Below are 19,476 nucleotides of genomic sequence, written 5' to 3'. Positions count from 1 at the left end.
TATAAACTATGAACTTCCCAGAAGAACTAAAATACACCAAAGACCACGAGTGGATCAGGATTGAAGGCGATGTGGCCTACGTGGGCATCACTGATTTCGCACAGCGCGAACTGGGTGACATTGTGTATGTAGACATTGACACCCTGGACAAAGAAGTAGCCAAAGAAGAAGTGTTTGGCACCGTTGAGGCCGTGAAAACCGTTTCTGACCTGTTCAGCCCTTTGACCGGCACCGTATTGGAGATCAATGAGAAATTAGATGGCGCCCCTGAATTGGTGAACTCTGATGCCTACGGCGATGGCTGGATGATCAAGATGTCTATCTCTAACCAGTCTGAAGTAAGCGAGCTGCTTTCTGCCGCTGCCTACAAAGAGTTGGTGGGTGCTTAAAATACCTTTAGTGCGTAACGCGTACTATGCCTTGGCGCTAGGGTGGGCTGTGGTGATCCTGATTGGGACGCTGCTGCCCGCCAATGCGTTACCCCCCACCCCTAAATGGGATTTCCTCACCTTTGATTCCCTGGTGCACGCGGTGCTATTCGGCACCCAGCTGTTCCTGCTTCTGCTGGCGCTTCGCAAAGACCCCTCCCTTTCCTTGACCCCTTGGCTAGTGACTGGCGCGTTTGTGACCGTAGTGGTGTTTGGTGGCTTGGTAGAAGTATTGCAGGGAGCCATGGCCCTGGGCCGGCAACTTGACCCCGTAGATGCCTTGAGTAACGCCATTGGCTGCGTGCTGGGTCTTTTCACCTGGCTTTTGCTTAGAGCGCGTTTTTAGCCTATTTTCACAAAAACAGGCTCAAAACGTTTTGTCATGGTGCGGCGGCTCTCCCTTTTTTTTCTTCTCTCTCTATTTTACTTTGCTGGGTTTGCCCAAGACCTGAATCGGGTTAGGCAGACTATTGCGGCCCTTGCTGCTCCTGCCATGCATGGCCGCGGGTATGCCTTCAAAGGCGATAGCATTGCCGCCAGCTATCTGCAACAGCAGTATGCCGCCCTTGGCCTAAAGCCCCTTTCTCCTAACTACCGGCAGGAGTTCTCTTTCCCTATCAACATCCTGGACAACCACCTGAAGCTGGAGATCAATGACCGGGAACTGGTGCCCGGAATAGATTTCATTGCCCACGGTGCCACCGGGCCCGGCAAAGGCGAAGGGAAGGCGTATGAGATAGATACTCTGTTATTAAAAGACGTAGACGCCGCGCAGCAGTTCCTGACCAATAACCTCAAAAATAAAGTACTGGTAGTCTACCAGCGCCACTTCCAGGAGCTATTGGCATTACCGGAGCCATTCCATAGCCAGCTGCTACGGGCTAAGGCTGTGATTATACGGCAACCCGGGCCTAAGCTCATGGCCACCGTGCGCACCGAGCAACTGCCGTTCCCGGTGCTGGAAGTGCTGGAGAAAGCCTGGTCTAGGAACGCGAAAGAGATTGAGTTTACCGTAGATGCCCGTTTGGAGCCCAACTACAAAAGCCAGAACGTGATCGGCTTTGTGCCTGGCCGTATCAAGCCAGATTCTTTTGTGGTGGTCACGGCGCACTATGACCATCTGGGCCGCCAGGGCAAAGACCTTTTCTTTCCCGGCGCCCATGACAATGCCAGCGGCACCGCCATGCTCCTGGAACTGGCCCGCTGGTACGCACAGCCGCAGAATACCCCTGATTACTCCATTGCCTTTATGGCCTTTGCGGCGGAGGAAGCCGGCCTGCTGGGCTCTAAATATTACACAGAACACCCCCTCTTCCCGTTGGGCAACATCAAGTTTCTCCTGAACCTGGACCTTATGAGCACCGGCGAAGAAGGCATGATGGTGGTGAATGCCACGGTCTTCCCTAAGCAATTCAGTTTACTGCAGCAGTTGAATAAGCAGTACGGCTATCTGCCGGTCATCAAAAGCCGGGGAAAGGCCGCCAACTCAGACCACTACTATTTCTCAGAGAAAGGCGTGCCGGCGTTCTTTTTCTATACCCTAGGCGGCACCACCACCGAGTACCACAACCCAAAAGATACCGCAGACACGTTGCCACTTACCAAATTCAAAGAAGTGATGGCCCTGATTACGGCCTTCGTCAAAGCCCTGTAGAAGTAATGTAAAAGCGACACCCCGTTTTGAGCCTGTTTTTTGAAAAACAGGCTCAAAACGGGGTGTCGCTCTAAAGGGGGGATTCAGGGAAAGGGATTATCTGGTAAGCATGACTCGGCGCACTACCACGCCCTTATCAGTGGTCATTTTGATAAAGTAGAGTCCGTTAGAGGGTTGCTGAAGGGTAATTTTCAGGGACTGGCCTTTCGTGTGGCGCGGCTCCTTTATGTCCTGCAGCACTTTGCCCACGGCATCACAAACCTGTAGGCGAGTAATGCGGGCCTCCGGGGAAGAAACGTACACCGTGCCCGTGGTGGGGTTTGGCGTTACCTGCACAGCCTTCTGGGCCCGTTCCTCTTCGGCGCCCATAGGCACGCCGTCTACCTTCACATCATCTATATACAGGTTGTTCTCAAAGTCTGTAATGTGCCTGAATTTCAAGATAGCCGTTTTGGCCGTGGCAAAGGGCGCCAGGTCTATGGTTTCCTGGCGCCATTCACCGGCCGTAGGAATAAACTCCGTTTCCCTAAAGGCGGGCGTGGCCGTTACCAGGTCACGGTCATATTTGCGGTACACCCGCTGGAAAGACACCCCGCAGTTGGTAGACACCCAAACCTCCAAGGTATCAGAGAAGCCACTCTCTGACAGCAGCGAGTAGGCCACATGAAACGTCATGGTAGGCACTGTCCGGGAGGTTAAGTCCAAAGGCGGAAGCACCAGTTCATCTACTAGGCCATTGCTGGTGTATTGTATGTTTTGCATGAACGCCGAAGCGTTGCCTGTCTTGGCGGCTTTGGTGGTTCTGGCCCAGGTAAGGTCTTGGTTAGGGTTCAGGACAGTCCAGTTTGCCGGCGGAAACACTGTCCCTTCAAACCCCTCTGCCAACGGCAAAGCCGAGCCCTGTACCTGGAAAGAGGCCGTGATGGCATCATTGGTGGCATCTGTGTCTGTGGCGGCGTTATTGCGGGAAACAATAGAATAGGTGATGGCATGGGCCCCGGCCGGTACGTTTGCTACCGGCATAGACACTTTCACGCTTTCAAAGGAAGCCAGGGAACCGGTCCAGGTGAAGTTTTGGGCAGGGCCGTTATCTATCCTGTACTGAATCTGAGCCGAGGTAAGGGTTTGCGAGCCGCGGTTGCGGAGCACTACCTCTGGGGTAAACGAGGTAGCGCATACAATTTTACCTGGAGAGGTCACTTCTACCAGCGCTGCCTCTACCTCTGGCACAGACACGGCGGTAGCGCCCGGTGAGGTAAGGATGCCGGGCCGGTACCTGGTGAGCGCTGCCTGCATAATATTTTTCTGCCCTTTGGTAAACAGGCTCATGCACTGGTCATCGGTGTAGTCCATGTAGTTCATGAACATGTCACTGGCGTTAATGCAGGAGGGGTGCGGAAAGGTAGGGCAACCCGCGTTCTCGGTTTCTTGCTGGGGGGTATCTTCCACCAGGTCATCGCCACAGAACTCATCGCCCCAGATATGGAACAGGTTCAGCCAATGGCCAATTTCATGGGTGGCAGTACGGCCCATGTTGAAAGGCGCTACGGCGGTGCCGGTAGTCCCGAAGTACCGGTAATCAATCACCACTCCGTCTGTAGACGGTGACCCTGAGTTAGGGAACTGCGCATAGCCCAGGATATTCTCCGTGCGAGCAAAACCCACAATCCAGATGTTCAGGTACTGGCGAGCGTCCCAGATATCTTTTCCGCCAGTGGCGGTAAACTTCATGGCGTCATTTACCTTGAAATTGGTCACGGTAGTAGCGGTGCGGGTAATACCGGTAGTAGGTTCCCCGTCGGGGGTGCGCTGGGCCAGGACAAACTCTATCTCGGCATCGGCGGCAATGCCTTTAAAGGCGGCCGGGGTGTTGGCGGTGTCTTTGTTCAGCCTCCTGAAATCACGGTTTAGGGCCGCAATCTGGGTCTGGATCTGCACATTAGAGATATTCTGGGCGCTGGAATTGTAGACCACATGCACCACTACGGGTATGGTGACCACGCCGCCTAATGCCCTGTTTTCATAACGCCCTTTCAGACCGGTGGCCTCCCGGGCCTGTAGCTGAAGCTGCGCGCGCAGGTTGGGCCGGTCCTGCTCCAGATGTTGCACATAGTCCATGGTGCCGCAGGTGCGGCGGGTCTGGGCCAGGGCGGCGCCCAGGGTGGTTACCAGAAGAAAAAAGCAGACAAGTACGTGTTTACTCATAGGGCGTGCGTTTACGCGGTGTTTTTAGGAAAACAGGCCCAAAACAGAAAGCCTGCCTACAGAATATTGTTGAGCTGCTCTTTGATTTTCTCCAGTTCCTCTTTCATTTCCACCACCAGGTGTTGAATAGTAGAATCATTGGCTTTAGAGCCGATGGTGTTGATTTCCCGGCCTATTTCCTGAGAGATGAACGCCAGTTTCTTACCGGTTGGTTCAGGCAGATACACCGTTTCTGTAAAATAATGCAGGTGGTTAACCAGGCGCACTTTTTCTTCGGCAATGTCCAGTTTTTCAATGTAATAGATCATTTCCTGCTCAAACCGGTTCTGGTTGAAAGACTCTGAGGAAGAGATGTCTTCTAAGTGGCCCTGTATGCGCTGCCTGATCTGCTCCACGCGGGTAGGGTCATGTTTGTCCACCTCGGCCAGCAGGATTCTGATGCGGTCTATGTACGAGACAATCTCACTGGTGAGCGCCTTGCCTTCATCTGCCCTAAAGGTGTTGAAATTCTCAATGGCTTCCAGCAACAGCGGCTGTACCTGCTCCCAGGTTACGTCTTCGGTTTTAGGGTCTTCGCTGGCCTCGGTCTGCATTACGTCTGGCATGTGCAACGCCAACCGGAACAGGTCCGGCGACTGGGCCCCAAGTTGGGCGGCGGCCTGCTCCATTTCCTGGTAATATTGTTTGAGTAACTCAGTATTGATTCTGCTGCGGCCGGCGGCGCCCTTGTTGCGGCTTACCTCAATGGTGAGGTTTACTTTGCCGCGCACCAGGCTTTTGCTGATGAGGTTGCGGATTTCCAGTTCTTTGTCAGAAAGACTACGCGGTATGCGCAGGCTCAGATCCATGGATTTAGAATTCAGCGATTTCAGCTCAATGTTCAGGGTAAAAGCGTCGGTCTCCAGTTGGGCGGACCCAAATCCGGTCATGGATAGTAACATAGGGAAAGGATAAGGTGGTAAAAAGTAAATTTAACAAAAAAGTGCCAGTCTCTCCCTATCTTAGCGGCTGGGGTATGGGGCGCAGGCCTTCACCCCAAGGGTATTTTTCCTTATCTTTGCCTTATGAAATTTGGAGTAGTCGTTTTTCCGGGGTCCAACTGCGACCAAGATGTCATAGATGCCTTGCAGCATACCACACAGCAGGAAGTTGTGCGGCTTTGGCACAAAGACCATGATTTGCAGAACTGTGATTTCATAGTTTTGCCGGGTGGTTTCTCTTACGGTGATTATCTGCGCTCTGGCGCTATTGCCCGTTTCTCGCCTATCATGCAAGAGGTGGTGAAGTTCGCCAACGGCGGCGGGTACGTGTGGGGCATTTGCAACGGGTTCCAGATCTTAACGGAGGCTGGCCTGTTACCGGGCGCCCTGTTGCGCAACAACAGCCAGCAGTTCATCTGCCAGAACGTGTACATTACCCCAGAAAATACCCAGGCCCTGCCTACCGCGCTCCTGGAGCCGGGCAAACCCTATAAAATTCCAATCGCGCACGGTGAGGGACGTTTCTACGCAGACCAAGCTACTATCAAACAGCTGGAAGACAACGGCCAGGTGATGTTCCGGTACTGTGATGCTAATGGCAAAGTGTCTGAAGAGACCAACTGCAACGGTAGCTTGCTCAACATTGCCGGTATCACCAACCAGAACCGCAACGTGTTTGGCATGATGCCGCACCCAGAACGTGCCGTAGACCCAGATCTGGGCAACACAGACGGCCGCCTTATGTTTGAGGCCTTGCTACAAGCAGTGCAACACGCCTAAGATTGCCTTTCCTTCGCCTTCGGCGGAAATCAAATAAACAGAAACTCCTTGCCTAAGATTTGGGCAGGGAGTTTCTGTTTTAGGGCAGTTTTCCGAAAAACAGGCTTAAAACAGAAACCCCTACCGCAAGTTTAGCGAACGCGTAACTTGTGGTGGAACATGGCGGGGAGTTTTCAACTCCCCTGGCTCTGCCAAATGAAAAAGGGGAGTTAAGTTTGGAGGTGCAGCATACGTAAGTTTATAAACTTACCTAAGGGCAAGCCACAAGTTACGCGTTCGCTAAACTTGCGGCAGAAAAGGTAAATCTGTTTTGCATTTCTTCTCACCTATAAAGGAAACTTGCCCGGTACCTAAACCTCAGAAACGGAAACGCCGCCCTTTTAAACAAGAGGCGGCGTTTCCGTTTCTGAGGCGTTTTTTTGAAAACGGCCTTAAACCAGGCTTATCCTTTAGAAATCATAGCCCATGGAGAAGTAGAATTTAGGTCCTTCGCGTTTGAGGTCTTTCTCGCCCCAGGCCATGTCAAAGCGGCCATAAACTCCCAGTAATGTGGTGCGGGCGCCAAAGCCGTAGCCGTACATGAACGGGTTACGGAAGTTACGCACAATCACCTCAAACGGCGGACGCGGCACAGGCTGGGTGTTCACGGAGTTGTCATCACTGAAGGGGTTGCCGCTGTTATAGGCAGTACCGGTGTCAAAGAAGCCAACCATCTGCAGGTTCCGGAAGAAGCCTGAGTTAATGGGGCCCTCAAACAGATACTGGAAGACCGGCAATCTCAATTCTGTGTTCCAGAGCACGTAGCGGGAGCCGTTACGGGCGTTGTAGTTGAAGCCCCGCAGCGGCATGGCGTAATCCAGGTAGAAGAACTCAGCAGGATAGGTGTCAATGGTCAGGTCATCGCCCCAGATCTGGGTATTGTCCTGCTCGGCGTTAATCCAGTTGTCTACCCCGCCCAACAGGTATTTCTTAGGCGATGGCCCAAAGGAATGCCCGTAGCTCAGGCGGTTGGCCCAGATAAACTCCTTGTGCAGTTTCTGGTAGTGCCGCAGGTCTACGTAGAATTTCCCGAAGCCCGTCTCGCTGGCGCCCAGCCCGTACATGCGCGTAATGCCTACCTTCATTCTAGTACCCTCGCGCATGTTCATGCCGGTTACCACCGAGTTGTCATATACCAGTTCACCCCCAATACCGGCAAAGTCCATGACCACGTCTGGGACGTCAAAACGCTCGATGATGGTGTAGCGCAAGTTGGCGTACCGAGGCAGGAACTTCACACTTAAGGCATTGGTCAAGGGATAGCTCAGAGCTGGCAGAATCTCATGCTTGTGTAACCGGCGCTCTATCCCATTATTATTCCCTTGACGGATGCTTTGCTTTTGGTAGCCTATCCGGTAGTCATACCGGTTCTTGAGGTTTGAATACTCTGCGTAGAAATTATTGGTCTCCAGGTCTGTAAGGGCGAATACACCGCCCCGTATGCGGTAATCCTCAAACAGATCGGCCATGCCCACCTCCATCACAAACCCGAAGCCCAGCAAAGGATCAGCGTGAATAGACGAGACAATGTTGTTCACCCCAAAGCGCAGGTCATAGGGTTTAGGGTAGTTGAGGACCAGGGAATCTGGCGCCGCCATGGCCAGTACCCTTTTGGCCTTAGGTGCCACTACCGGAGGTTGTGGAGCCGGGGCGCCGGTACTGTCGGTGGCCAGGGAGTCCTGAGGCACCTGAATGGCCGCCAGCGAGTCTGCCGTCGCTTTGGCTGCCAGAGCCGCCGCTATCCTATCCCGTTCCTGCTGCAGGCGGCGCTGCAGATTGGCCTCCAGCACCTGTTGGCGCTTGGTCTTGAAACTGGTGTTGGCCGCCGGCTGAAGGGGGTTATTGGGATACCAATACAGGTATTCCTTGGCCCGGTCATCGGCTACAAAGGCAAGGTTTCCGGTGCGCGTGTTGTAGTCATAAGACTTGATGTTCTGCCTGAAATCTGTGACCCGGTTTACCTGCCCGTTTTTGATGTTATGGCGGTATAGTGACTTAATTCCCGTTTCTTCGCCCACGTACATGATTTCGTCTTCAGACAAGCCAATGGGCTGCCCTTCATTGGCGGGAGAGTACGTTAATTGCCAGAACCGGCTTTGGGTGTTAGTGGGGTCATACAGGTACACGTCATAGTTGCTGCCCACATTGGCGAATTTCCCCCGGCTGGACTGCAAGGAATCGGCCATTCGGTTAGAGCTGAACACCACCCGGTTGGCCGTTCCCGGTAGGAACGACGGCGCCAGATCATCATAGATGTCATTGGTCAATTGCTGAGACAAACGGCTACCGCGGTACAGGTACAGATCACTTTGTCCGTTCTTGACGGCGCTTAGCACCATCATTTGCCCGTCTTCAGAAAAATCCAGCCCTGCTACCTGGCTATAGGCACCCAGCGGAATGATGTTGGAGTTATCGCCTAGCAAGGCCTTTACGGTGGCTACGCCCGGGAAATACCGCGCGGTGGCCGCCTGTAATTTAATCTGGAGTTTGCCTCTGCGCACATCTGAGATACCCAATTGGTTTTCTGTGCGCCATGAAACCAAGGGCACGGTGTGGTCAATCTCCAGGTTAGGCATTTTGTAGCCTCCGCGGTACACCATGCGGTGCCCTTTTTTGGCCAGATTGCGCACCATTACCTTGTAGGCGCCGCGGTCATAGATCACGTACGCCAGCTGTTGGCCGCTGGGGCTAAAGGTCGGCTCTGAGTACAGGTAATTGCGGCCGTTGGTCTTCTTCACTTTGCGGTCTTTGTCCGGGGAGGGCAACGAACCATCGGCGAAGGTGTTCATTTGGGTATAGTAGGCAAACCAGTCGCGGGTGAACCGCTTGTAGGGCATGTTCAAACTGCTGGCAATGCCTATCTCAATGTCACGAGTAATGCGGGTAAGGTTAAGAATGTTCTGGATGGCGGCGGTGCCGTGGCGTTCGGTGATGTAGTTCCAGATGGCCTGGCCGGTGAGGCGCTGGTTACGCGCGAACAGCGGCTCTGAGCGTTTGCCCCCGGTCTTCTGGATCATGTCACGCATGTAGTCATCCATCTCCACGCTCCAGCCTTCAGAAAGGTAGGCCGCGGCCCCAGACACAAACCACTCTGGCAGGCGCAGCAGGTAATTGCTCTGGATCACTTCCTTCAGGCTGCCGCCGTACATCATGTCTGACAGCAACAGTTCAGAGATCCGGTAGGTCATTTGGCGCTTGAACTCGGTCTGCGAGCCCTCAAAGGCCACCTCTATCTTGCTCTTTACAAATAGCGCGTCATTACCACCTTTGTAAGGATCATCAATCAAGCCAATGTTGCTCTGCTTCATGTCTGAGACAGAGTTGTAGACAATGATGGTGATTTTGGAGTACGGGTAATAGCCTATGAGGGAAGTGATTCTCTTCAGTTCTTTCTCTGCGTGTTCGGCCGCGTGGCGGGCCAGTTCCTTTCCGTTCTGCGAGTAGTAGATGTTGAAGTTCTGGGTGCTGTAGAATTCCCAGTTGAACCGCTTGTACTGGATACGGTTCTGCCCAAAGTCATCTGGCGCAGTGGCCTGAGCCCATGCAGAGACAGGTGCCCCTAAGCCCAGGAGCAACAACAGAAACCGGCATACGTGTGAGAAGCGAGTAGAGAGTTGACTCATTTGTTTGGCGTAGATGCTAAATATAAAGAAAAATACCGGGCAATGTTCACCTCTGGCCACAGCTGCCCTTCCTGCTCTAAGGCAGAAACAAACTGTTGGGCCAGCAACGGTGCCATCAATACTCCTTTAGACCCCATCCCATTGAAAACCCCTACTTGCGGCAGGTCTGGGTGCAGGCCAATCAGGGGTTTACGGTCCCTTACCGCGGGCCTTATTCCTACATACTGCTTTGTGACCGTAAATGGTTTTTTCAGGATGTCTTTTGTTTTCTCCGTTAGTTCCTCGCGGGCTTCAGGGGTGATGTCTTCGTTCACCTCACGCCAATTGTACGTTGCGCCTATGCGGTAGGAATATTGTCCTAAAGGAACAACGTAAACGGCTTTATTATAGATATAGGAAGCCTCAAAATCAGGCACATTTATGTCTAAAACTTCTCCTTTGTTTAAAGAAAAAGGAAGCCAGCTGAAATATGGGTTCTGGGCCGCCTGCGCCCCTTCGCAGAAAATGATTTTACGGGCCTGCACCCCCTGGTACTTCACCCCTTCCGGCAACACTTCCAACTGTGAAATATCAAAGGAATCTGTGCGCAAAAGTCCCCGGTTGGCCAGGTCATTTTCACGGTACTGCAGGAATGGCCGCAACGCTACGTAGCCCCCTTTCTGGATGAGAAGTCCACCCAGTTCCTGATGAACGTTTTCAGAGGCCGGGAGTTGCAGGTGCGTGGTTTCAATGTAGCCGTCCCAGGCGGGGTCTGCGCTCTTCCCCATCCAGTTGTTCTGTTCTTCTGGGGTGGAAAACAGCTTTAAGATAGGCTTGCGGTGGAAGAGCGGAGCCTGGTAGCGTTCTTCCATTTCATGGTAGAAAGAAACCGCGGCGGGCAGAAAGGCGTCTACCTGCCAGCTTTTGGCAAACCGCTTGCCCGCCACTGGATTGATGAGGCCGGCCGCCACTCGGGAGGCAGCGTTTTCTTTGGGCACATCAAACACCAGCACCGTTTTTCCGTTCTTCTCCAGGAAACAGGTTAAAATGGCACCGGCCAGGCCGTGCCCTACTACCAGATAATCATAAATCATGCGGCAAGGTACGGCTTGTGCCGCTGAAATCTGTAACTTAGCCCCATCAAAATAAGAGAATACGCCCATGTCTGCCGCCACCTTAAAGATTGAAAGCTTCACGTTTAATCCGTTTTCAGAGAACACCTATGTGTTGTATGATGACACCAAGGAATGTGTGGTGATTGATCCCGGCTGCTCCAACAAAACCGAGCAGCAGGAACTGCAGGACTTTATCAAAACCAATGAACTGAAAGTGGTGCGGCTGCTCAACACGCATTGCCACATTGACCATGTGCTGGGCAATAAATTTGTGGCAGATACTTACGGCGTGCCGCTGGAAATCCATGAAGATGATTTGCCAGTGTTGCGCTCGGTGCCTACCTATTCAGCGGCCTATGGTTTTCCACAGTACCAAGAAGTGCTACCTGAGAAATTCCTGAAAGAGGGCGAGGACGTGGCGTTTGGCAATACTAAGTTAGAAGTGCTTTTTACCCCAGGGCATGCGCCGGGCCACGTGGTATTCTACCACCCAGAAAGCCAGAACCTGATTGGCGGCGACGTGTTGTTCCAGCGCAGCATTGGCCGCACAGACCTGCCGGGCGGCGATTATGATACCCTTATCCAAAGCATCAGGACCAAGTTATTCACCCTGCCGGAGGAGGTGACCGTACACCCCGGCCATGGCCCTTCAACCACCATTGGGGAAGAAAAAGCTAGCAATCCGTTTTTGCGCTGATTTTGTAAAAACAGGCTCAAAACGCCCTATCTGCCTCTATGAAGAAACATATCCCCAATTTTATCACCTGCCTCAACCTGCTTTGCGGTTGTCTGGCCATCTACTTTATTCTCAAGCACAATGACCTCACCACTGCCGCTTACCTGGTAGTGCTGGCCGCCGTGCTTGATTTCCTAGACGGCATGGTAGCCCGCGTGCTGCACGCCTACTCAGAAATAGGCAAGCAGCTGGACTCTCTGGCAGACATGGTGTCTTTTGGCGTGGTGCCCGGGGCCATGATGTTGCAGTTGATGACCAGCAGTTTAGAAGAATCTTCCGTTGATTTACCTTTCTGGCTGCCCTTTGCCGGTTTCATTATCACCATTTTCTCTGGTTTGCGGCTGGCCAAATTCAACATTGACACCCGGCAAACCACCTCTTTCATTGGCGTACCCACGCCAGCCTGTACGCTCTTTGTGATTTCATTGCCGCTCATTCTGGCCAATGATACCTTTGGGCTTAGCAATGTAATTCTCAACCCTTACGTGTTGCTGGGCATCACGCTGCTTTTTTCTTACCTGCTGGTAGCAGAGTTGCCGCTGTTTGCGCTTAAGTTCAAGAGCTTCGCCTGGAAAGGGAATGAGATCAGGTTTATTTTTTTAGGGCTTGCGGTTCTTTTACTTGTAGGGCTTAACTTTACGGCTATTCCGCTTATCATTGGTTTATACATTCTATTATCCTTTTTAAAACCCTCTGCCATATGAAGTTCACCGCCGAGATTGATATCATGCCCCATACTGAGCTGTTAGACCCCCAGGGAAAAGCGGTTATGTTAGGTCTGGAACATTTGGGATTGGAGCAGGTTGCTGACGTGAGAATAGGCAAGCACATACGCTTACAATTAGAGGCAGAGAATGAGTCTGCCGCTGCCCAGAAGGTAGAGGAAGCTTGTAAGAAATTATTGGCCAACATGATCATGGAATCCTTTTCTTATCGCCTCACCTCCAATTAAGTCTACTTGTTAGGTTCTCTCATACAGGGCATTGCCGCCTGAACCTATACGTGTGGTACTATGTTGCGGAGTGAGTTATTCTACCCGCGCACATGCATTCTGTAAGAACCTTTCTGCTAGCCGTAGGCATCTGGGCCATGGCCATTTCCGCCTGGGCCCAAACTGAGGGTACCTACACCGTGCGCTGGCAGGCGGTTGCGGCTGCCCCTGCGGGCAGTGCCCCTACGCCGGCGGTCATGCCTAGCTTTGATGAGGCTGCCTTTCTCAACCGGGAAGAGGTTCCTTACCTGCTGCTGCCCATCTCCAACGCAAGCGTCCGTTCTTTTGAATTTACCAGGTTAGAGTTTGCCCCCATACCTGAGTCAGTTTTGGGCTCTTTTCCTAAAAACGGGCTTAAAACAGAAATTTCCTTTTCTATCACGAGTGGTACCTCTAACGGGGTTCCCCACTCGGTGGTGTCCTTTCAGCCTTTTAGGGTTAACCCTCAGACTGGTGTACTTGAAAAGCTGCTTTCTTTTGGGTATAGGTACACCACCACAGGCAGTACCGCAAGAAAAATCCCGGGCTCTACCGCCCTTCGCACGTTTGCCTCACGCTCCGTTTTAAGCGCCGGCGACTGGTTTAAGATAGGCGTGCCTGCCCATGGCATGTACAAACTAGACCGGGCTGCGCTACAAAGCCTGGGCGTTAACCTGCAAGGTCTGAACCCGCGAAACCTGAAACTGTATGGCAATGGGGGCGGTATGCTGCCCCAACCCAATTCGGCTCCCCGCCCAGATGATTTAGTAGAAAACGCCATTTGGGTGGAAGGAGAGCAAGATGGGAGCTTTGACGCCAACGACTACCTTCTCTTCTATGGCCAAGGACCGCACACCTGGTCGGTTAACGCGACTCCGGGTCAAACGCCATTTGTCCATTCGTTCAACCTGTACACAGACACCACCTATTACTATTTAAACGTAGGCTCCTCTGCGGGGCTGCGGGTGGGCCAACAGGCGTTAATGGCAGGTTCTTTCCCGGTTATTAGCAATTATGATGAACGGTGGTTCCATGAGGTGGACCTGCGCAACATGGTCAACTCCGGCCGGGAATGGTACGGGGAGGAGTTTACTTCCTTTGCTCCTACTCAGAATTTCACGGTTCCGGCCTCAGATCTGGTTTCCAACAGCACGGTTTGGCTTACCTCAGCGGTCATGGCCAACTCGCCTGTGAACAGCCAGTTTACGGTGCGGCTAAACGGAGCGGTGCAGGGCACCCAGGACATAGCAGGCAGGGGCACTTTCAACTACCATGCAGAGGGCGTGAACCATGTCATGCATTTTTCTCCGAGCCTGGGCTCACTGGCCTATACCAATGACCTGACGGTTTCCTATAACTACCAACCGGGCGGTTCTTCCTCGGCTACGGGCTATCTTAATTACTTCACGCTTTCCGCGCAGCGGCAACTGAAAGTGTACGGGAACCAAACCAGTTTCCGGTCTTTGGCCAGCCGCCAAAACGCATCCAGCACTTTTCAGGTTAGCGGCGTGGCAGGAGATGCCCAGGTGTGGAACGTAACAGACCCGCTACGGCCCTTCAGGCAAGTTCTTTCCATCAATAACGGTATTGCCAGCTTTTCAGCAGCTAGTCAGCAGCTTCAGGAGTATGTTGCGTTCCAGGGGAACTCCTTCCCTGCCCCAAGCCTGCACGGTAAAATTTCCAACCAGAACCTGCACAGCCTTAATCTGGACGGAAAACTGGACCTGATTATCATTACACCTGCCGCTTTTGCCGGGCAGGCGCAACGGTTAGCCAGCCACCGCAGCAGCCGGGGCGGCATTCAGGTAGAGGTAGTCGTGCTTTCCAAAATCTATGAGGAGTTCTCTTCCGGTAAACCAGACATTACCGCCCTGCGCGACTTCTTAAAAATGGTGCATTCCCGCAGTAGTAAACAGGGCGATGACCTTCTACAGGTGATTTTATTAGGAGATGCTTCTTTTGACCCCAAGCGCCGGCTTCCGCAGAACACCAATTTCATTCCCATTTATGAGTCCAGGCAGTCCTTAGATCCTATTACCTCCTATTCTTCAGATGACTACATTGGGTTTCTAGATGACGAGGAAGGGGAATGGTCTGAGGTGAATTTCTCTTTGAGCCATTTGCTGGACGTTGGTATTGGGAGGCTCCCCGTCAAGTCTGCGGCTGAGGCTGACCTGATCATAGATAAGATTATACGCTATGAGAGCGAGCAGTCTTTGGGCAACTGGCGTAAGCGTCTCATTTTCCTGGCAGATGACGGAGATACCAATGAGCACTTAAATGATGCCGATTATCTGGCGGAATATGTAGAACGAAATTACCCGGCCTACCTGCCCCAAAAGATTTACCTTGACTTATACCCACAGGTTTCAGTCCCTAACGGGCAGCGGTCACCGGAAACCAATAAAGCTTTGCGGGAAGCCATTGAAAAAGGCGCTTTGGTCACCAATTACACCGGGCATGGCAACGCTTTAAGCCTGGCAGATGAGCAGATAGTAACCATTCCTGAAATACTGGATTGGAAGAACTCAGACCGCCTTACCTTCTTCCTGACGGCTACCTGTGAATTTGGCCGGTATGATGACCCACGCCGCAACTCAGGGGCGGAGACGGCGCTGTTCCACCCTGCAGGGGGGGCAGTTGCCCTCTTAACCACCACCCGGCCCGTATATTCAGACGGTAACCGGGCCTTGAACACGAACTTTTTTCAATTCCTGTTCAAGCCTCTTGCCAATGGCTCTATGCCTACCTTGGGCGCCCTTACTACGCAAACCAAGAACGCCAGCCTATTTGGGGTAAACAACCGCAACTTCGCCTTGCTGGGAGACCCTTCCATGCGGTTGGCGTATCCGGCCCAGGAAGTGGTTGTGTCCAAATTAAATGGAAAACCTTTCTCTGCTGCCGCTTCAGACACGCTTAAGGCGCTTTCAACGGTTCGTTTAGAAGGGTTTGTGAGCAACAGCCAACAACAGATAGCAGAAGGTTTCCAGGGTAAGATTCATGTAACGGTGTATGATAAACGAGCCTCCCTTACCACCCTGGGTGACCAAAATCCCAAACGCCAGATCTTAACCCGAAACAATGTCTTGTATGATGGATTGGCCTCTGTAAAGAATGGAGCCTTTGAGATTTCTATGGTGGTTCCTAAAGACATTAATTATCAGATTGGGGCGGGCAGTATTCAATTATATGCCTTCTCCTCCTCTACTGATGCCCATGGTGCTACTTCGGTTCCTGTGGGAGGTGCCAACGCCAACGCCACGGCAGATATCTCTCCACCGCAACTAAAACTTTTCCTTAATGATGAGTCTTTTGTGTCTGGAGGCTTGGCCGGCACAGACGCCACCTTCTTAGCGCACTTATTTGATGAGAATGGCATTAACACAGCCGGGGCAGGAATAGGGCATGAGATTACCGTTATCCTGGATGAGAAAACGGCAGAGCCTATTGTCCTAAATGAGTTTTATACCGCTGATGTTGACTCCTATCAATCTGGCAAAGTACGATATGCTTTAAAGAACCTAACCCCAGGCCCCCATACTCTAACGTTAAAGGCTTGGGACACCCATAACAATTCCAGCACCGGTAAACTGGAGTTTATGGTAGCTTCTTCTGAGAAACTTACGTTAGAACATGTTTACAACATCCCTAATCCATTCCTTAACAAAACTACTTTCCATTTTGACCATAACCGGCCGGGCCAAGAATTAGATATCCTTATCCAGATATTTACCGTTTCTGGTAAAATGGTAAAAACGCTGCATGGGATCAGCAACGGAAGTACCCACTTTTCAGATATTACCTGGGACGGCCGCGATGACTACCATGATAAATTAGCGAAAGGTGTATATATTTATAAAGTAAATATACGTTCTCGATTAGATGGGGCAACTTCCTCCCGTTTTGAAAAGCTAGTTTTACTTAATTAACGTATCTGCTATTACAACAACAACTACCACATGAACTACACCTTTATCAGATCTACTATTCTTGGTATTCTGTTAGTCTCAGTTTCTGGTCTTTCTGCCTTGGCACAAACCACCCCCACCAACTCTATTGGCCAGAACCAAAACTACCGACCTATTACCACGGCTGTTCCAGTATTATTAGTAGCACCAGATGCCCGTGCGGCAGCCATGGGAGATGCAGGTGTAGCCACATCGCCAGACGTTAATTCTACTCACTGGAACCCAGCCAAGCTAGGCTTTCTGGAGTCTGACTTTGAAGCTTCTTTGTCTTATACTCCCTGGTTACGCAATGTGGTGGATGACATGTACCTGGCTTACCTTTCTGCCCACAAGAAGTTGTCTCCAAATTCCTCTATCGCGTTGTCAATGCTTTATTTTGATTTGGGGGAAATTGTGTTTTCCCAAACAGGCAATGACTTTCAGCCCTTCAATCCCAAGGAGTATGCCATTAACCTTTCTTATGGCCAGAAACTGAGCGAGAACTTAAGCCTTGGCGTAGGCGCCAGATACATACGGTCTAACTTAGCCGGTAATACCAACGTGGTGAGCCCAAGCGGCAACTTTGAATCTACACCTGGTAATTCAGCCTCAGTTGATTTGGGGATCTATTATACCAAAGACTTAGCCTTAGGCAGCAAGAACTATAACCTGGCCTTAGGTGGAAACATCTCTAACGTGGGTGCCAAGATTTCTTATTCTACCGCCGGACGTAAAGATTTCTTACCCACTAACCTGCGTTTGGGTACAGCTATTACAATGGAGTTGGATCCTTACAACAAGCTTACCTTGGCTATTGATGGGAACAAATTACTTGTTCCTTACTCTAGCCCAGACGGCTTTTCTTCAAATGACCAAACCAACGTCTTCTCAGGTATCTTCAAATCTTTCACAGATGCCCCCGGGGGCGGTAGCGAGGAATTAAAGGAAGTTACACTTTCAACTGGTTTGGAATACTGGTATGATAACATGTTTGCGGCCCGTGCAGGCTACTTTTTTGAAAACGAATTAAAGGGTGGACGTCAGTTCCTGGCGATGGGCCTTGGTATTCGGTATCAGAAATTTGGGGTAGATGCTGCTTATATGGTTCCAAACGAACAGAATAGTCCTCTAGCCCAAACCATTCGTTTCTCGCTTAACTTTAAATTAGACGGCGCCGAATAACTCTTATGCTTTTAAACCGTACCCAAGCTCCTGTTATTGCCGAGCTCACAAGTGACTTGTCTATTTATCCTGAGGTTTCGCTTAATCCATCTGGTGCACGATTACACGTGTTCCAGAATTCGGTCCAGCCTGTCATCAGAATTGAATTTGTTTTTAAAGGCGGCAAGTGGTTCCAGCCATCACCAGGTGTAGCTTCTTTAACGGCTAAAATGCTGAAGGAAGGCACAGAAAAACATTCTGCTAAGCAGATAGCGGATATCACAGATTTCTATGGGGCATCATTGGAGGTCTCGCATGGGTTTGATAGAACAACAGTAACTCTTTACTGTCTATCTAAATTCCTTCCTGACCTATTACCATTGACCTTTGAAATCATTGAACAACCGTCCTTCCCGCAAGAGGAATTCGACCTTTTAAAACAAAGGATCATTCAATCACTGGCCGTAGATAAACAGAAAAATAGTTACCTAGCTACAGAGACCTTTACAACTGCTATTTATGGGCAAGGCCATCCATATGCCACCTTCACTTCTGAAGAAGAGGTAGCAGCTGTAGAAAACCATTCGCTTAAAAGCTTTCACGAAAAGGCTTACCAATACTCAAACGCAGAGATCTTTATTACAGGTGATATAACCAAAGAAGCACTTTCTTCCATAAAGGGGAAATTGAATGGAATAGCTGAGCCAAGTCCTATCACACTACCTACTTCCTCTCAACCTCTATCTCCTGGACTGATTATTAACAGCACCCAAAACCAGATGCAAGCTGCTGTTCGCATAGGGAAATCAACCATTAGACCTTCTCACCCAGATTATCCTGCGTTATACCTCTTGAACCATACTCTAGGGGGGTATTTCGGATCTAGGTTAATGAAAAATATAAGAGAGGAAAAAGGGTTTACCTATGGCATCTATTCTTCTTTATCACAGAAAGAGCATGATTCTTTATTCTCAATTGGCACAGACATTAAAGGAGATAAAATAGAAGAAACGCTTTCTGAAGTCATTAAGGAGTTGGAGTCTCTGACAAATGAAGAAATTCCAGTTGAAGAGCTTTCTACAGTGAAGAAACATTTAGCAGGGAAATTTTTATCAGATCATGCCACTCTATTTGACAAGATGGATAAATATAAATCTAATGTGCTTTTAGATCTTCCTGGAGACTTTTATACCAAGCTTCTGGATAAAATCTTTACTTTAACATCAAGCCAGCTTAAAGAAGTGGCTAAAGCATATTTGTTAGATTCTGATCTTTATAAAGTAGTTGTTGGGGGCTTACCCAAACAAACATAGAAAGCCGTCAAAATTTTCTTACTAACAACAAAGCCCTGGCTCTATTATGGTGCCAGGGCTTTGTTGTTAGTAGGAAGAATGGTTATTAAATACCAAGGCTGATATACCATAACAATTCTAAAGCAGAATCTGGTTGTTGACTTTCGGATAGTAATAGAAGAGTTAAGGAGGTAATCAATTCTAAGAATCGAAATTGAGCGTACCTCCTTATCCTTTATAGGTCACATTATAAATTACTGGTTTAAACAGAGGCTTGGGTAAGCATCCTATTCACTTTATAAGTATAAGGATGAAGCAACACCTACCACCGCCAAAGCAGCCTCCGCTTCGTCTCCAATTAGGCTAAGGTTCTCCCCCCTCTCCCTTCTTCCCGAACGCAGGAAGGCCCCGTTCCATTGCTGGGCGGGGCCTTCGTTGTAGGGGGTTGGCGGCTACCTACTCTCCCGCGTGTGACCGCAGTACCATCGGCTCGGCGGGGCTTAACTTCTCTGTTCGGAATGGGAAGAGGTGGACACCCGCGACATAGCCACCATTATTTTCCGTTTC

14 protein-coding genes and 1 rRNA gene are annotated in these 19,476 nt (G+C 50.7%); 10 read left to right on the top strand and 5 right to left on the bottom strand.

Annotated features, from left to right (window positions below; translation table 11 throughout):
* Positions 1–8: 8 nt before the first annotated feature.
* Genes gcvH through ACYVJQ_RS02090 form a run of 3 tightly spaced genes read left to right on the top strand, consistent with a single transcriptional unit; the run spans position 9 to position 2,082 of the window.
* Positions 9–389: a glycine cleavage system protein GcvH gene (gcvH, locus tag ACYVJQ_RS02100; RefSeq protein ID WP_460891419.1), complete on the top strand. Its 381-nt coding sequence runs from the start codon at positions 9–11 to the stop codon at positions 387–389.
* Positions 390–399: 10 nt separating this feature from the next.
* Complete coding sequence (locus ACYVJQ_RS02095) at positions 400–774, top strand: VanZ family protein (RefSeq protein ID WP_460891418.1); 375 nt, start codon at positions 400–402, stop codon at positions 772–774.
* 36 nt (positions 775–810) lie between these two features.
* Positions 811–2,082 carry a M28 family metallopeptidase gene (locus tag ACYVJQ_RS02090; protein WP_460891417.1) on the top strand — a complete coding sequence of 424 codons (1,272 nt, stop codon included), beginning with the start codon at positions 811–813 and terminating at the stop codon, positions 2,080–2,082.
* Between the two features lie 96 nt (positions 2,083–2,178).
* On the opposite strand, the gene ACYVJQ_RS02085 is transcribed toward ACYVJQ_RS02090, so the two are convergent.
* Both ACYVJQ_RS02085 and ACYVJQ_RS02080 read right to left on the bottom strand, forming a co-directional pair.
* On the bottom strand, positions 2,179–4,287 hold the full coding sequence (locus ACYVJQ_RS02085) for a M43 family zinc metalloprotease (protein ID WP_460891416.1): 2,109 nt from the start codon (positions 4,285–4,287) through the stop codon (positions 2,179–2,181).
* Between the two features lie 56 nt (positions 4,288–4,343).
* Entirely contained in the window at positions 4,344–5,228 is an 885-nt protein-coding gene (locus tag ACYVJQ_RS02080; protein ID WP_460891415.1) for a YicC/YloC family endoribonuclease, read from the bottom strand.
* Positions 5,229–5,351: 123 nt separating this feature from the next.
* On the opposite strand from ACYVJQ_RS02080, the gene purQ reads away from it, so the two are divergent.
* Positions 5,352–6,047, top strand: a complete 696-nt coding sequence (purQ, locus tag ACYVJQ_RS02075; RefSeq protein WP_460891414.1) for a phosphoribosylformylglycinamidine synthase subunit PurQ — start codon at positions 5,352–5,354, stop codon at positions 6,045–6,047.
* A 449-nt stretch (positions 6,048–6,496) separates the two neighbouring features.
* Here purQ and ACYVJQ_RS02070 read toward each other — a convergent pair whose 3' ends face one another.
* Entirely contained in the window at positions 6,497–9,709 is a 3,213-nt protein-coding gene (locus tag ACYVJQ_RS02070) for a TolB family protein (RefSeq protein WP_460891413.1), read from the bottom strand.
* Entirely contained in the window at positions 9,706–10,884 is a 1,179-nt protein-coding gene (locus ACYVJQ_RS02065) for an NAD(P)/FAD-dependent oxidoreductase (RefSeq protein ID WP_460891412.1), read from the bottom strand. The genes ACYVJQ_RS02070 and ACYVJQ_RS02065 overlap by 4 nt, the downstream gene beginning before the upstream one ends.
* Between ACYVJQ_RS02065 and ACYVJQ_RS02060 the strand changes: the two genes are divergently transcribed.
* The 6 genes from ACYVJQ_RS02060 (at position 10,850) to ACYVJQ_RS02035 (ending at position 18,930) form a co-directional block, all read left to right on the top strand.
* Positions 10,850–11,500 carry an MBL fold metallo-hydrolase gene (locus ACYVJQ_RS02060; RefSeq protein ID WP_460891411.1) on the top strand — a complete coding sequence of 217 codons (651 nt, stop codon included), beginning with the start codon at positions 10,850–10,852 and terminating at the stop codon, positions 11,498–11,500. The two genes, ACYVJQ_RS02065 and ACYVJQ_RS02060, sit on opposite strands and share 35 nt — an antisense overlap.
* Positions 11,501–11,538: 38 nt before the next feature.
* On the top strand, positions 11,539–12,243 hold the full coding sequence (pssA, locus tag ACYVJQ_RS02055; protein WP_460891410.1) for a CDP-diacylglycerol--serine O-phosphatidyltransferase: 705 nt from the start codon (positions 11,539–11,541) through the stop codon (positions 12,241–12,243).
* Positions 12,240–12,491 carry a phosphoribosylformylglycinamidine synthase subunit PurS gene (gene purS / locus ACYVJQ_RS02050; protein ID WP_460891409.1) on the top strand — a complete coding sequence of 84 codons (252 nt, stop codon included), beginning with the start codon at positions 12,240–12,242 and terminating at the stop codon, positions 12,489–12,491. Before pssA ends, purS begins: the two co-directional genes overlap by 4 nt.
* Positions 12,492–12,583: 92 nt before the next feature.
* Positions 12,584–16,438, top strand: coding sequence for a type IX secretion system sortase PorU (gene porU / locus ACYVJQ_RS02045; RefSeq protein WP_460891408.1), 3,855 nt, complete (start codon positions 12,584–12,586; stop codon positions 16,436–16,438).
* Between the two features lie 30 nt (positions 16,439–16,468).
* Complete coding sequence (porV, locus tag ACYVJQ_RS02040) at positions 16,469–17,638, top strand: type IX secretion system outer membrane channel protein PorV (protein ID WP_460891407.1); 1,170 nt, start codon at positions 16,469–16,471, stop codon at positions 17,636–17,638.
* Between the two features lie 5 nt (positions 17,639–17,643).
* Entirely contained in the window at positions 17,644–18,930 is a 1,287-nt protein-coding gene (locus tag ACYVJQ_RS02035) for a M16 family metallopeptidase (RefSeq protein ID WP_460891406.1), read from the top strand.
* A 422-nt stretch (positions 18,931–19,352) separates the two neighbouring features.
* Here the strand turns inward: ACYVJQ_RS02035 and rrf are convergent.
* Positions 19,353–19,464 (bottom strand): 5S ribosomal RNA (gene rrf / locus ACYVJQ_RS02030).
* Positions 19,465–19,476 lie beyond the last annotated feature (12 nt).

Source organism: Rufibacter soli (assembly GCF_054781795.1).
This window is presented reverse-complemented; position numbering and strand designations above follow the sequence as displayed.

Excerpts from the sequence above, each read along its gene's own strand:
- gcvH (WP_460891419.1), top strand. The coding sequence starts at position 9 with ATGAACTTCCCAGAAGAACTAAAATACACCAAAGACCACGAGTGGATC.
- ACYVJQ_RS02090 (WP_460891417.1), top strand. The coding sequence starts at position 811 with ATGGTGCGGCGGCTCTCCCTTTTTTTTCTTCTCTCTCTATTTTACTTT.
- ACYVJQ_RS02085 (WP_460891416.1), bottom strand. The coding sequence starts at position 4,287 with ATGAGTAAACACGTACTTGTCTGCTTTTTTCTTCTGGTAACCACCCTG.
- ACYVJQ_RS02080 (WP_460891415.1), bottom strand. The coding sequence starts at position 5,228 with ATGTTACTATCCATGACCGGATTTGGGTCCGCCCAACTGGAGACCGAC.
- purQ (WP_460891414.1), top strand. The coding sequence starts at position 5,352 with ATGAAATTTGGAGTAGTCGTTTTTCCGGGGTCCAACTGCGACCAAGAT.
- ACYVJQ_RS02070 (WP_460891413.1), bottom strand. The coding sequence starts at position 9,709 with ATGAGTCAACTCTCTACTCGCTTCTCACACGTATGCCGGTTTCTGTTG.
- ACYVJQ_RS02060 (WP_460891411.1), top strand. The coding sequence starts at position 10,850 with ATGTCTGCCGCCACCTTAAAGATTGAAAGCTTCACGTTTAATCCGTTT.
- pssA (WP_460891410.1), top strand. The coding sequence starts at position 11,539 with ATGAAGAAACATATCCCCAATTTTATCACCTGCCTCAACCTGCTTTGC.
- purS (WP_460891409.1), top strand. The coding sequence starts at position 12,240 with ATGAAGTTCACCGCCGAGATTGATATCATGCCCCATACTGAGCTGTTA.
- porU (WP_460891408.1), top strand. The coding sequence starts at position 12,584 with ATGCATTCTGTAAGAACCTTTCTGCTAGCCGTAGGCATCTGGGCCATG.
- porV (WP_460891407.1), top strand. The coding sequence starts at position 16,469 with ATGAACTACACCTTTATCAGATCTACTATTCTTGGTATTCTGTTAGTC.
- ACYVJQ_RS02035 (WP_460891406.1), top strand. The coding sequence starts at position 17,644 with ATGCTTTTAAACCGTACCCAAGCTCCTGTTATTGCCGAGCTCACAAGT.